14 protein-coding genes and 1 tRNA gene are annotated in these 13,105 nt (G+C 59.3%); 7 read left to right on the top strand and 8 right to left on the bottom strand.

The window, feature by feature from the left end; all coding sequences use genetic code 11:
* Positions 1–42: 42 nt before the first annotated feature.
* The 3 genes from ACM6IP_RS03775 (at position 43) to ACM6IP_RS03765 (ending at position 2,007) form a co-directional block, all read left to right on the top strand.
* On the top strand, positions 43–780 hold the full coding sequence (locus ACM6IP_RS03775) for a hypothetical protein (protein ID WP_414860971.1): 738 nt from the start codon (positions 43–45) through the stop codon (positions 778–780).
* Positions 777–1,202: a hypothetical protein gene (locus tag ACM6IP_RS03770; RefSeq protein ID WP_414860970.1), complete on the top strand. Its 426-nt coding sequence runs from the start codon at positions 777–779 to the stop codon at positions 1,200–1,202. The genes ACM6IP_RS03775 and ACM6IP_RS03770 overlap by 4 nt, the downstream gene beginning before the upstream one ends.
* Before the next feature lie 166 nt (positions 1,203–1,368).
* On the top strand, positions 1,369–2,007 hold the full coding sequence (locus tag ACM6IP_RS03765) for a LysE family translocator (RefSeq protein WP_320332350.1): 639 nt from the start codon (positions 1,369–1,371) through the stop codon (positions 2,005–2,007).
* A 23-nt stretch (positions 2,008–2,030) separates the two neighbouring features.
* On the opposite strand, the gene ACM6IP_RS03760 is transcribed toward ACM6IP_RS03765, so the two are convergent.
* The gene (locus tag ACM6IP_RS03760; RefSeq protein WP_414860969.1) at positions 2,031–3,506 is read right to left on the bottom strand and encodes an L-lactate permease; all 1,476 of its coding nucleotides are present in this window, start codon (positions 3,504–3,506) and stop codon (positions 2,031–2,033) included.
* A 129-nt stretch (positions 3,507–3,635) separates the two neighbouring features.
* On the opposite strand from ACM6IP_RS03760, the gene ACM6IP_RS03755 reads away from it, so the two are divergent.
* The gene (locus tag ACM6IP_RS03755) at positions 3,636–4,124 is read left to right on the top strand and encodes an Lrp/AsnC family transcriptional regulator (protein WP_414860968.1); all 489 of its coding nucleotides are present in this window, start codon (positions 3,636–3,638) and stop codon (positions 4,122–4,124) included.
* A gap of 75 nt (positions 4,125–4,199) precedes the next feature.
* Here ACM6IP_RS03755 and ACM6IP_RS03750 read toward each other — a convergent pair whose 3' ends face one another.
* Positions 4,200–4,655 (bottom strand): methyltransferase, encoded by a 456-nt coding sequence (locus tag ACM6IP_RS03750; RefSeq protein ID WP_414860967.1) that lies wholly within the window; start codon positions 4,653–4,655, stop codon positions 4,200–4,202.
* 123 nt (positions 4,656–4,778) lie between these two features.
* Positions 4,779–5,876 (bottom strand): NAD(P)/FAD-dependent oxidoreductase, encoded by a 1,098-nt coding sequence (locus ACM6IP_RS03745; protein WP_414861025.1) that lies wholly within the window; start codon positions 5,874–5,876, stop codon positions 4,779–4,781.
* A 147-nt stretch (positions 5,877–6,023) separates the two neighbouring features.
* On the opposite strand from ACM6IP_RS03745, the gene ACM6IP_RS03740 reads away from it, so the two are divergent.
* Positions 6,024–6,284: a DUF6429 family protein gene (locus ACM6IP_RS03740; RefSeq protein ID WP_320332347.1), complete on the top strand. Its 261-nt coding sequence runs from the start codon at positions 6,024–6,026 to the stop codon at positions 6,282–6,284.
* Positions 6,285–6,460: 176 nt separating this feature from the next.
* Here ACM6IP_RS03740 and ACM6IP_RS03735 read toward each other — a convergent pair whose 3' ends face one another.
* The 3 genes from ACM6IP_RS03735 to ACM6IP_RS03725 all read right to left on the bottom strand — a co-directional run bounded on the left by ACM6IP_RS03735 (position 6,461) and on the right by ACM6IP_RS03725 (position 10,525).
* A complete protein-coding gene (locus tag ACM6IP_RS03735; RefSeq protein WP_414860966.1) occupies positions 6,461–8,947 on the bottom strand; it encodes a TonB-dependent siderophore receptor in 2,487 nt (828 codons plus the stop codon).
* Between the two features lie 116 nt (positions 8,948–9,063).
* A complete protein-coding gene (locus ACM6IP_RS03730; protein WP_414860965.1) occupies positions 9,064–10,014 on the bottom strand; it encodes a FecR domain-containing protein in 951 nt (316 codons plus the stop codon).
* A 1-nt stretch (position 10,015) separates the two neighbouring features.
* Positions 10,016–10,525 carry a sigma-70 family RNA polymerase sigma factor gene (locus ACM6IP_RS03725; RefSeq protein WP_159996301.1) on the bottom strand — a complete coding sequence of 170 codons (510 nt, stop codon included), beginning with the start codon at positions 10,523–10,525 and terminating at the stop codon, positions 10,016–10,018.
* Between the two features lie 239 nt (positions 10,526–10,764).
* Here ACM6IP_RS03725 and ACM6IP_RS03720 point away from each other — a divergent pair.
* A tRNA-Phe gene (locus ACM6IP_RS03720) sits at positions 10,765–10,840 on the top strand.
* 131 nt (positions 10,841–10,971) lie between these two features.
* Here the strand turns inward: ACM6IP_RS03720 and ACM6IP_RS03715 are convergent.
* Positions 10,972–11,778 carry a glycosyltransferase gene (locus ACM6IP_RS03715; RefSeq protein ID WP_414860964.1) on the bottom strand — a complete coding sequence of 269 codons (807 nt, stop codon included), beginning with the start codon at positions 11,776–11,778 and terminating at the stop codon, positions 10,972–10,974.
* 57 nt (positions 11,779–11,835) lie between these two features.
* On the bottom strand, positions 11,836–12,297 hold the full coding sequence (locus tag ACM6IP_RS03710) for a helix-turn-helix domain-containing protein (RefSeq protein WP_414860963.1): 462 nt from the start codon (positions 12,295–12,297) through the stop codon (positions 11,836–11,838).
* Positions 12,298–12,376: 79 nt separating this feature from the next.
* Between ACM6IP_RS03710 and ACM6IP_RS03705 the strand changes: the two genes are divergently transcribed.
* Positions 12,377–12,883 (top strand): DUF2938 domain-containing protein, encoded by a 507-nt coding sequence (locus tag ACM6IP_RS03705; RefSeq protein ID WP_414860962.1) that lies wholly within the window; start codon positions 12,377–12,379, stop codon positions 12,881–12,883.
* Positions 12,884–13,105 lie beyond the last annotated feature (222 nt).

Raw genomic sequence — 13,105 nt, 5'->3', positions numbered from 1 at the left:
CCATCAGGAATGGTTCAGCAGAACCCCCAACCAAGGAAGACCATGAACAACAGTACGGTGCGCTTTGCACCTTGGGTCGGCTCGCACTATGAGCGAGGATGTGGCGGGTTACGCATTCTCCTGGTGTGCGAGTCTCACTATGGCGCCAAGCAGCACGAGCGCCCCACCGTTACACCCGAAATCATCAAGGCACTTGCCCTAGGCCAGAGGCACCCTAAAGCCACCGGTAAACTTCGGCGCCATCCCCATTTCACGAAAATCATGACGGCGGTGCAGAACGTCAGGCAGGCCTTCACCGGCGCGCAAAAAGCAGACTTCTGGAGCAGTGTTGCCTATTACAACTTTCTGCAGGAGTTCCTGCCAGACAGTCGAGTTCCGCCGCCGCAAGGCGCTTGGCAGCGGGGTGAGCGAGCATTCAGCGAAGTCTTGGCGGTGTTGGCACCGGATCTGATTGTCTGCTTCAGCGTACGTAACGGTAAGTTGATTCGCTCGCTTGCCGGTGATGTGCCGGTGGCCGTGGTGAACCATCCCTCTTCGCGGTTTACCTATGCCAAAGTCAATCCAGTAATCGCTGAGCAAAAAGACAAAGCCTTGGTGCGCAAGACCCAAGGCCCCGCGTTCGTTGCCACTGCGGCCTTCGACCGCTGGAGCGAGGCCACCGCTTGTGCCTTGCCGACCCCCGGCCAACATCTTTGCGCGCAGGACAAAGCCGCACTCATTGCGCAGCGCAGGGAAGCAATGGCAGCACTTGATCAATCTTCAATGGCCTGGACCCAATGACAACCAACATCGCTAAACATACGCAAGCAGAGCAGAAACAGAGAGCCATCAAACGACTTGCACAAATATTCCGCGATCATTGGGAAGAGGGCAGGGTTGGTAGTACGCGGATTTTTGAGCACGTCGTTCCTGATGCGTGGCTGATATGCGCAAGGTCATCCAGCGGCGGCAGGTATAGAGAACACATCGTGCCCTGTGTCCTGATCCGCGACCAAAGCATGAAGATGTATCAGGCCGGCGAGTTGGTCGAAGCTGTGGCAAAGATGATTGAGCGCCATCTGGCGATTGTTCTGATCTCGGAAGAAGAAAAAAACCGAATGGATAAACAGCGTGGCTGGAAAACCACCATGCCTGAAGGTTGGGAGTTCGGCTCGGGAGATCCCTTTGCGCGACTCACCTCCTGTGGCATTGAGTTCTCCTGATCAAACGCCTGGATGGCTGCGTTCACCCGCAGCCTTTTAGGCGCACTCGAGCTAATCCCGCAAAAAACCGGATGAACCGTTGGGCGCTTGCTCCCGAAGATGATTTTTATCATCAGGCGATGAAACATTCGGTAGCATACCCGCCATTCTCAAGGAGGCTGGAACCATGGACCCGAACACAATGTTGGCTTTTACCCTGGTCGCTGCGATTGCCATCGCCAGCCCGGGTCCTGCGACCTTGATGGCGATCAACAACAGCCTGACCCATGGTCAACGCAGCGCAATCTGGTCGTCGCTGGGCAATGCCAGTGGGCTGTTCTGCCTGTCGGCGGCCGCGATGCTGGGGTTGGGCGCGCTGCTTGCCAGTTCGGAATGGATGTTCAATATGGTCAAGATCGCTGGCGCCGGGTATTTGTTCTACCTGGGGGTCAAGCAGTTGCTCAACAAGACGCCATTGCTGGCTGAGGGGATTGAGCAGGGGCAGAACGTTCGCCCCAGCCCCTTTAAACTGTACCGGTCAGCGGTGGTAACCGCGCTCGCCAACCCCAAGGCGACGCTGTTCTTTACCGCGTTGTTCCCGCAGTTTATCGATCAAGGCGCAGCCCTGTTTCCACAATTCCTGATCCTGACCGGGATATTCATGGCGCTTTCGTTGCTGTCGTTGAGCCTGTATGCCGCGCTCGCCTCGCGCGCCAAGGGCATGCTGGCGCGACCTGAGTGGTCGCGCTGGGTCAGCCGCGTGGTGGGGGTAACTTTCATCGGGTTTGGTGCGGCGATTCTCGCGATGCGCCGGCAAACCGCCTGATCGTCTGGCGTTGGCACAAAGGCTCACCACACCAGCGCCCAGCTGAACCAGCCGCTGAGCAACGCGGCCGCCAACGCCACCAGCACCGTATTGAGGCAAGCGAGGGCGAAGCCGAACCTGATCAGTTCGCCTTCTTCCTTCGCCTGGGTTTTTGCCAGCCCCACGATCAGCATGACAATCGATATCGAGCCGAGTGCGGCATGCCCTGCCGAACTGTTCTGCACCGCGGCCAACAATAGGCGGGCGGATTCGGGCAGCAGGGCGATGGCCGGCATGAAGATCGCGTTGCCGCCCACGTTCGAGCCGGTCATGTAGCCCGAGAGTGCACCGAACATCGTCACCAACGGCATCGCGGCGGTGGGTGAAAGGCCGGCCAGCAGTTGCATCAATCCCGCCAGGAAGCCGGCCTTGACCATGATCTGCGACATCGCCAGGAAGAAAAAAATCGTCAGCAACGGCCGCTTCGCCCGCGCCATCAGTGCCACCGGCAGACTGCCGTCCGACCCCACCTTGTGTGGTGTGGCCCGCGCATGCAGCCACACGCCGACCAGCACCAGCAGCAGGGCTACGCCAGGGGAGGCCAGGGGTTTCCAGGTGACCTGGGCACCAGACACCAGCCATTGATCCTGCCAGGAAGTCAGGGTCAGGATCAGCTTCAAGGAGACGATGCAGACAATCAGCACCAGGTACGGCCATGCCTGACGCGGCCAGTGCACGGCAATGCGCGGACTGGCGCTGCGTCGCACGCGCCACACTCCGCCAGCCAGCACCGCCAGGGCCGTCACCAGGGCCGCGGCAACACCGGCCACTTCCGGGCCCAGCCAGCGACTGGCGCTGTACAGCGCCGCCATAAACAACAGCCAGTAAATCCCCAGCGCCGCCCATGCCCGCAACTCACGCACACCCGCCAGATACAGCGCCAATCCACTGAGCAGCAAAAACACCGGCGCGCTGGTCAGTGCCGAGGTCGATGACAGTGCCCGGGCATCCAGGTGCGCCAGCGAAGCGCCTATCACCGAGGCCAGGCCGAGCGTGCCCCACGGCATGATCGCCATGCCCACCAGCGCAATGCGCAGCGCGACCCGGCGCTCGAAGAGGCTCAGCAGCAAGGGCACCGTGGCGATCAAGGACACGCCGAACCCGGTCATGGCTTCCAGTAGCGGCGCCAGGCCGAGCACGATGAACACCACCTGATCGCCGCTGCCCAGGCCCAATGAGCGCACCCATTGGCTCAGCGCCAGGTTGACTCCCAGGCGTTCGATCACGATCACGAAGGCCAGGCCCGGTACAATCACGAAGGCGGTACTGGCAAACAGCACCGCCGTGTCCTTGAGGGCGGCCACCATGCTGCCCAGGTGCCAGGCATCGGCTGCACCGGCGAGCCACAGCAGCAGTACCAGCAGAGTGCCGGCGACGGCGGCCTGAACAGGTGGCCGCCGCAGCACGACGAGCATGGCGGTGACCAACAGGAACGGGGACAGATGAAACAGCGCGACCATGCCAATAATATCCTGTGTGGGTGCCCGGACAGCCGCGGGTGCGGTGTGTGGCCAAGATAATATTTCGCGGCAGTAGATAAAGGGTCGCGGTTTTCTGCTAGTTTTCGAGAAAATTTCTCGCGAGCCAGCATGATAAAAACCACTGCAACAAGCCAAGCCCTGGACAAATTCGACCGTGCGATCCTCGACCTGGTCCAGTGCGACAACACCATGGCGCTGCGCTTGATCGCCGAGCAGGTCAACCTCTCGACCGCCGCCGTCCAGCGACGCCTCAAGCGCATGGAGGAGGGTGGCGTGATCACCGGCAACGTCGCCATCGTCGACCCAACCGCCGTTGGCCGACCGATTACCATCATTGTCGAAGTGATGGCCGAGCGCACCAGCCTGGAGGCACTGGAAGCCATGAAGGCCCACTTCGCAGTGCCCGAGGTGCAGCAGTGCTACTACGTCACCGGGGAAGTGGACTTTGTCCTGGTGCTGACCGTCGCCAGCATGCAGGAGTACCAGGCCCTGGCAAGGCGCCTGTTTGCGCAGAACACCAACGTCACCTGGTTCAAGACGATTGTGGCGCTGGATCGGGTGAAGGTTGGGCTGGATGTGCCGAGTGGGGGTGGGTAATGGGTGGTTTGGTTTCTGGCGGCCTGTTGCTCATTGCGCTGGGCTGCTATCGGCCAGAAACCGAGGTTCTCTGTTCTAGAGCCAACGTCTGACCTGGCTGCAGTATTGCGTGAACTCACTCCCGAAAAGCCTGGCAAGGGCCCGCTCCTCCGGCCCGATCTGGAAGCGGTTCATGTACATCACGAAGCCCAGCACGCCGAGGAGCGCAGGCGGCCAGGCGAGAAAGATTGACCAGGCTATCAGGACTGTGGCGAAGCCTAAGTACATCGGGTTGCGTGTGTATCTGTAGACGCCCGAGCTGACCAGGGCCGAAGCGGTTTCCGGCTTCAGCGGGTTGACCGTGGTGCGGGCACGGCGAAAGGACAGTACGCCGGCTAGACAAATGGCTACGCCTGCCAGCGCCACCACCAGCGCCAGGGCAATGCGCCACTCGATAGTCAGCTCCAGGGTGCCCGGTGAGTGTCGAGCTGCGAACCACATCAACAGACCGAACAGGGCAGCAACCAGCGGCGGAGGGATGCGGTTGTCCATGAGCAATTCCTATTTGAGACGAACTGGCTACTAGCGTGAGGGTTATAGCCGCTATAGGGTCAAGCCCCTTGAGCACGATGGAGACTGCGGGGCGTACTGCACGTTGCCTCAGAAGAGCATCCACTACGCTCGTAAAAACCGATCGGGCCGGCATGGGCCAAGGGCACTGGACGCTTTGTCGTCGATGATCTCCTCGCTGGCAAGACGTCCCACTATCGCCGCCAAAGTAACTCCGGGGTGCATTGCACACACATAGACGCCGCTGACTTTTGGTAGATAACCGATGATGGGGATGCCATCGGCGGGCATGGGCCTGAGCCCGACACAAGCCCATTGCGGCTCTATGGAAACAACTCCATGGAGTTCGTTGCGGATGGTCTTGGCAGTGCGGAGCGCTATCGCTGCTGGCTGATTCTCCATGGTGTTGTCCAGGTAATCTTCTGCCGCCAGCAACGCACCATCCGAACTTTGCCTCACTTCCATTTCAGGGCTGGAGATGAGGGTGTGCACGAGGTCGGGTTGGACCTTGTAACGGATGAAAATGGCAGGCGAGGCCTCTATTGGAAGGGGCACTTCAAGCCTATCTGTCAGCTTCGTGATACCTGTCCCAGCGGCCAATACCACAACATCGGCATCGATGATGCCCTGTGTTGTTTCGACTCCGGTTACCTTTGCACGCTGGGTTACGAAACCAAGAACTCGCGTCTGAGTGAGAATCTTCGCCCCAAACGCCTTGGCACCGGCGATCAACGCATGGGTAGCTGCCACTGCATCCAGCGCCCCTTCTTCAGCCGCATACAAAGCAGACTGAGGGGGACTTTTTAGATTGGGTTCAAGGTCGAGAATCTGCGATCGAGACACCTGGTTAGCTGAAGCCGGCAGCGCTCCACTCGGCATCGCGCTATAAGACAAAGCGCCTGTCCACCGTATCTCGAGATCCGGCAGCTGCGTTTCGAGGCGGCGGTACTCCTTGATTGCAGCACCGCGCAGTTGCGCAATGGGGTCAGGTTCACCGTGTGAGGTGTTGATCCATGCGAATGAACTTCCCGTCACTCCCGACGCTATACCCTCAGCCTCGACCACGGTGACATTCGCGCCTTTACTCGCGAGGTGGTACGCCAGTGATGCGCCCACGATACCTGCACCAACGACTACGACTCTTTTGCCCTGAGCATTGCCCATATCAACCTCCATTCTGTCGACGCGCCGATGGTACGCCAGCTGGATGAATTCATGACATGCATAAATGGGGACGGATTTATTTTATCGTCCAGTGCGAAAGAGGGAAAAATAGATCCGTCCCCGTTCGAGTTACCATTCGAGTTCCGGGCTCACGGGAAGTTAAAGAGTCCGAGTGGAGCAGCGATCATGAAATACGACGAAAGCTTGATTGAAGAAGCCGTTCTCGCCCTGTTGGTAACCTTCAGTGCGGATAACGGAAATACTTGGAAAGGGTACGATTTCGAGATCACGAACCGATTGCAAGAGCATGGATTCATCCGTGATCCGGTAAACAAGAGCAAATCCATCTGGTTGACGCCGGAAGGGATGGAACGAGGCCGCCAAATAGCCGATCGGCTCTTTGGGGTGAGAACTCAAGCGGAGCATGCCTCCAGCTCGGGTACCTGATTCCATATCCAAGGCATGCAGTAGGTGGGGTTTATGGAACGCAGGCCTTCGCCAAGGTCCGCTTGCGCCCCACATGCACCCGGCCTCGCCAATAGATTGCGTGGGTGCAGGCGTTGCGCAATCGGACACCGAAGTGTTTGTGCACCTGGCGAAGGCTGCCTCGTTGCCCTACGGGATCACCAGTCGTAGGTCAATTCCACCGACGCCACTCGCTCCTGACCGTAGTAGCAGCCGAACGAATAGTTACAGTCCGAGACGTACTCTCGGTCGAAGACGTTCTGCACGTTGAGGCTGGTGCGCACGCCGCGCAGGCCGGCGTCTAGCTTGCCCAGGTCATAGCTGACCGTGGTGTCGTAGACCACGAAGGCCGGCACGTCGAAGGAGTTGGCCGAGTCACCCGGCTTGCGTCCGGTGTAACGGGCGCCAGCACCGAAGGTCAAGCCATCGATGGTCGCCTGGGTGAAATGATAATCCACCCACAGCGAGGCCGAGACCGGTGCCGTGGCTTCGCTGCGGTTGCCCTGATCGCCATAGGTGCTTTTGGTGTAGAAGGAGTCGATGTAGGTGGCCGCGGCCATGACGTCGACATTATCGAGACTGGACTTGGCTTCCAGTTCGATGCCACGAGAGCGCACTTCGCCATTCTGCGCCGAGTATTGCGGGTACTCGGTGTCGCCCGTCAGCACGTTTTTCTGTTTGACCTGGAACACCGAGGCAGTGATCAGCGTCTTGTCGTACGGCTGATATTTCACCCCCACTTCGTACTGCTCGCCTTCGGTTGGATCAAAGGCTTTGCCACCGCGCTCGGGTGCGGCAGTGCCCAGGGTTGGCAGGAAGGACTCGGAATAACTGACATAGGGCGCCAGGCCGAAATCGGTGACGTAGGTCAGGCCCACTCGCCCCGTGAACTGGTTGTCCCGTTGTGACGTGACGGTATGGGCCAGCAGGTCCTTGTTGTCGATTTCCGCCCAGTCCTGGCGGCCGCCGATGGTGAGGATCCACTTGTCCAGCCTGATCTGGTCCTGCAGGTACGCACCCGTCTGGCGAATGGTGTTGTCCCACTTGGTATCGAGCACCGGGGTTACGCTTGCGGTGTCGTAGTTGTTCTTGCCGTAAAGGTCGACCGGCAACACGTTGTAGGCGTTGTAGCCGTCGTACTTGCGGCTGAAGTGACGATAGTCGACCCCGGCCAGTGTGGTGTGCTCCAGGGCGCCGGTGTTGAATTTGTATTCCAGGTTGTTATCGACGGTGTAGGCGATGTTGTGCTGGCGCCAGTCCAGCTTGACGCGATTGGCCTGGGTCTGATCAACCACACCGGCATCATCGGTGACGAAGCTGCGCAGGTAGAAGCCTTTATACTGGTCACGTACGTCGGTGTAGCGCGCAGTGGACCGGTACGTCAGGTCTTCGCTGAGGTTGTGGCTGAAGTCATAGCCCAAAATGTATTGGTCGCGCTTGTAGTCGTTGTAGCGCGAATCCCCGGAGAAAAAATCCCGTTTGATTTTCTGGCCAGTCGGACCGCGATCCAGGGAGCCAACCCGCGGCAGCGCCTGATAATCGGCCAGGCCATCGTCGCGCTGGATTTGCGCCAGCAGGGTCAACGACGTGTCGTCAGTGGGCGTCCAGGTCAGGCTGGGCGCCAGCAGCATGCGTTCGGTATTGGTGTGCGCGACCTGCTCATTGCCTTTCTTCGCCAGGCCCACCACGCGATAGGTGAATGCCTTCTGGTCGTCGAGCGGGCCGCTGGTGTCGAATGCACCATTGACCCGGTTGTAACTGCCCGCGCCGAGCTTGACCTGGCTGCGCTGTTCGCTGGTGGGGCGCTTGGACACCAGGTTGATAAGGCCGCCCGGCTGGTTCTGCCCGAACAGCACGGAGGAGGGGCCCTTGAGCACCTCAATGCGCTCCAGGGTGTAGGGGTCGATTTGCGGAGCCCCGCCCAGGCTGCCGGCATAAGGCACGTAGGCGCCATCGAAGTACAACGGGGTCGGGGCAAAACCTCGGCTGGTGATCTCGTCGGCGATAACATTGCGGTCGGTGAAACCGCCGGTGCTCAAGCCCGGCGTATAGCGCAGGGCCTGGGTCAGGTTGCGTGCGCCCTGCACGGCGACCTGATCGGCCGTCACCACGTTGATCGCCTGGGGGATTTCCAGGATCGGCGTATCGGTCTTGGTCGCGGTGGCGCTGCGGGTGGCGACATAACCGTCGACCGGTCCATAGGCCGACTCGATGGCCTGGCCGGAAATAGTGGTTGCACCTAACTGCAGCGCAGCGCCCGGCACCCTTGGCAGCAGCGAGTAGCTGCCGCTCGGCAGGAGAACCGCTTGCAAGCTGCTACCGGCCAGCAGCTTCTGCAGGCCGGCATCGGTGGTGTAGCGGCCGCGCAGCCCGGCGGTCTTCTGCCCGCTGGCGTGGGCCGGATCGAACGAGACCGTCACGCCAGCAGTCGCGGCGAACTGGGTGAGTGCCGAACCCAGGGCTCCGGCCGGAATATCAAAGCTGGTTTCAATGTTGGTCTGTGCCCAGGCAGGCTGTGCAATCAGTACCGTACCCAGTGGCAAGGCGAGCGCCATTCCCAGCAGCGCGATATGCACCGCGCGGTTCAGGGGTTTGACGGCAGACTTGCTGAGGACTTTGCGCGGCTGGGGGGTGCGGGGGATCATGCGGTTTCCTTTCGCCCGATGGCAGTAAATGGCGGCGTCTATTTGCGCCTCTATCTACAAAGTCGAACGAGAATCAAAATCAACAACCCCCTTCGATAAATTTTCTGCAAAAACCCTCAAATGGCTTCGACGCGCGTCCAATAACGGCTGAAACGCCGCAGCCGCACGGGCAGGGTCGAGGTCAGGTTATCGAGGATGGCGTCGCTGCTACCGAGGTGAAATGCGCCGGAAATCCGCAGGTCGGCGACCGCTGGAGCGCAGCCCAGATGACCTGGACGGTAACGCTGCAATTCGATGATGAAATCTTCCAGGCGCCAGTCATCGATCACCAGCATGTCGCGGGTCCAGGCGTCGACCTGGGGACTGGAGCGCTGCGCCGTGCCGGTATCATTGCTGTCGAAGTCGAGCTGCTGCCCGGCATCCACTCGCACGGCCGGACCGAGATTATTTGCGCTGCGCACCTCGACCGCATGTTCCTGCACGCTGACCCGCGTGCGCTGCGCGTCGTAGCGCACCACGAAGCGGGTACCCAGGGCGCGAATGCTGCCCGATGGGGTATGCACGATAAAGGGCCGTGCCTGTTGGTCTGGCGCAGTCTCGATCTGGATCTCACCGCTGAGCAGGTGGATTTCGCGCAAGCTCGCGCTGTAGCGAATGTCCACTGCGGTCGCGGTATTGAGTCGCACCAGGCTGCCGTCATCCAGGCGCACCCGACGCCGTTCGCCGGTGGCGGTCCGCTGGTCGGCCATCAGGGTTGGCAAGGGTGTTGTGTTCCAGGCCAGCGAACCAGCCCCGCCGGCCGCCAAGACAATCGACAGGACCTTGAGCACGTCACGGCGTTTGGCCCGGGCACTGGTCAGTGTCGGCCGGGCGATACCTGGTGCGACCTGGCCAAGTTTGTCTTGCAGGCGGTTCAGGCGCTCCCATGCCTGGACATGGCGAGGGTCACACTCCAGCCAGCGTCGGTGTGCTTCTCGGATGGCGGCGTCGGGCACTTCTGTACGCAAGTCGACGTACCAGCGCGCTGCGGCTTCGAGTGTCGCGTGATCCAAGGCGAGCGGGCGCACTTCAGTCGTCTGCCAACAGCAGGCAATGCGTGAGGGCGCGCACCGCGTGTTTCTTGACCGTGTTCACCGAGACGTTCAGGCGTCGGCCGATCTCCACGTAGCTCAGCCCGTCGAGCTGTGCCAACAGGAAAATCTCACGGGTGCGCCCACCCAGGCCATCGAGCAGGCGGTCGATTTCCATCAGGGTTTCGATGATCAGGGTGCGGGTTTCAGGCGAGATGTCGATCGGTTCGGGGCTGAGCGCGAGGGTCTCCAGGTACGCCTGTTCCAGGGACCGACGGCGAAACATATCGATCATCAAGCTGCGCGCAATGGTGCTCAAGTAGGCGCGAGGCTCACGCAATTCAGGCGCCTTGCGTTGCGTCAGTACCCGGATGAACGTGTCCTGGGCCAGGTCCGCCGCGTTGTCGACACAGCCAAGCCGCTGGCGTAACCAGCCACAGAGCCACTGATGGTGATTCTCGTAGAGCGTCTGCACGGCATGTTGTTGAGAGTGGTCGACAGAGGACATGGGGGTGGCCCGGAACGAAGATATTTGATAATGACTCTCATTTTCTTCTAAGGTTTGCTGACTTGGCAATACCCTGACGCAATGAGTGCCTGTCGCAGCCAAATCCCACCTTTATCCGGATACTCCGCGGCCGTTGACTTTTTTCGTCGTCAAGGACAGTCGTAAGCATAGGTATTCGTTAGTTTTTTTTGATTTCGTGGTTGACGCCACGGTGGTAAAAAACGTTTAATTGCGCCGCGGCCCAGATAGCTCAGTCGGTAGAGCAGGGGATTGAAAATCCCCGTGTCGGCGGTTCGATTCCGTCTCTGGGCACCACCTTTTGTTTTCAGGTGCTTGCAATACCACCTGAAACAACCAAAAAACCCGCCTAGTGCGGGTTTTTTGTTGTCTGCGGTTTCCTACCGTAGCCTTGCAAGCCACTGAATTATGGCCGGCATTAGCCATGTTCAGGCTGTGGGCGTGTTCAACGTATTGAAGCGTTTGAGAATATTTTCGTACATCTTTGTGCGTCGGTGATGCTGACCATAACCACCGCCGGCAGCGACCGTTCCCGCCTGGATGTGGTCCAGATACTTGAAGATTTTTCGCGGTGAAAGAAACACAACCTTGTAGCCGATATCGATCAGCCCGTCCTGCAATGCATAGCCAGGTACTCGCTCATCGAGCTGAAAATGCAAGCCGTGCTGCTTGATGATTTTGCTGTTCCAAAGCGTACAAAAGCTCTTCAGGTGGGTTTCCCTGTAAGGTTTCGGATCTCTGGAGCGCAAACCTAGCGACAGCTTCAGGCGCCTGAAATGATGTTTCGCCAGGCGCGAAGTGAATCGCCAAAGTGTCCTGGGCACTCCTCGATCGAGTTGCTCAGTACAACCGACGGCGACGACTGTCGGATTTTGACGACAGTGCTCCAGCATCATCGTAAATACCTGTGGATCGAAAACGAATGTATCTGTGTGCAGCAGAAACACGTAATCGGTATCAACCTTTTCCAGTGCCATATCCAGGGCGTTGCCATGGGCAATGTGGCCTGGCTCAGGGGTGAGCGACGTGCGTTCAATCAAGTTGATCCAATCGAGTGAGCGCAAATACTCAGTGCTGGTATCCGCAGATCCGTTATCGACAACCCATACCGGGATCCCGGCTTTTTGTGCATGTGCAGATAAAAGATCCAGGCAGACCTTGGTCAAATCCAGGGTCTTGTAATTCACCAGAACGATACTGAAAAGGGGTTTCGACTCCGCGTTAAAGGTGCCCATGCTCGAAATGCTCAGATCCAAAAAATCAAAAGATAAGGTTCCTACCTTATTTCAAGCTTAATTTTCTCCGAGTGCGGGTTGGCCAACGCTAGCCAGCGACCTTCCTTTACCTGCTCTATTTCTGGTCTGCAGTTTCCCAGCAGCACTCAACATGTCCTGAAACTTTGGACATTCAATATGCCGCGGAGCAGGGCAGGATGCTGCACGACGAAGCTCGTCGCGTATGGCGCTAAGGCGTTCGATGGTGCGGTCCAGTTCGTCGGCCTTTTGTGCCAGGCGCTGGTGATCAATGGCGGGCTGGCCGTCGGCGTCCAGCATGGTGGCGATGTCGTCCAGGGAAAACGCCGCTGATTGCCCGAGGGCGATCAATGACAACTGCTGGAGTACATCCGCGCCAAACACGCGGCTCAAGCCACGGCGACCGATCGAGCGGATCAGGCCTTTTTCTTCGTAGTAGCGCAGGGTTGAAGCCGGCAGGCCGGAACGACGTGCCACTTCACCGATTTCCATCTCTTTCATGCTTGACCTCAAGTCGACTTGAACTTGCAGACTGCCCGGATCAAATCGCTAAAACAGACTGAAGGCAAGGGGAGATGACATGGGAGTAGGGGAGGCGCTACTGCGCATTCTGTTGGTTGGCATGGGGGCGACGTTGATCATGGACTTGTCGGCGTTTATCCAGGCGCGGTTGTTGGGCTTGGCGTCGCTGGATTACGGGCTCGTCGGGCGGTGGTTGGGGCACATGGTGCGAGGCCGGTTTTGGCACGCCTCGATTGTGACGGCGCCCCGAGTCAGGCATGAACGCCTGCTGGGCTGGGTGTTTCACTACCTCACCGGGTGTTTCTTCGCCATGTTGTTAGTCGGTGTCCAAGGGCTCTCCTGGCTCCACAACCCCACGCTGTTGCCTGCACTGGTGGCGGGCCTGGTCAGTGTGATTGCGCCGTTTTTCATCCTGCAGCCCGCATTCGGCCTGGGCATCGCCGCTTCGCGAACCGCGGCGCCGAACGTGGCGAGGCGCAGGAGTGTTATCGCGCACCTGACGTTCGGCGTCGGGCTTTTTGTGGCGGGGTGGTTGTTGCTGCTGGGGTTTCCTGCGGGGTACTAGTGCGGGGTGAGCGAGTAGTTCGTGGATCAGTGATTGATTGCGTCTGCTCAAGGATCCCGAGCCTTTCCTATGTGCGAACCTGCTCGCGAAGAATGTGAAAACGGTGCCCGGCTCATACCCACTTTAGATACAAATGTAGGTCCGGTCTGTGGCTTGCGTAGGATCGGTCTTGATCAGCCTTGGAGGGCTGGTTTTGCTATGTGGGATGGAACTAGGGTTCGG

Source organism: Pseudomonas sp. IT-P176 (genome assembly GCF_949767245.1).
GTDB lineage: Bacteria > Pseudomonadota > Gammaproteobacteria > Pseudomonadales > Pseudomonadaceae > Aquipseudomonas.
The sequence above is the reverse complement of the archived record's forward strand: the minus strand, read 5'-3'. Positions and strand labels throughout refer to the sequence as shown.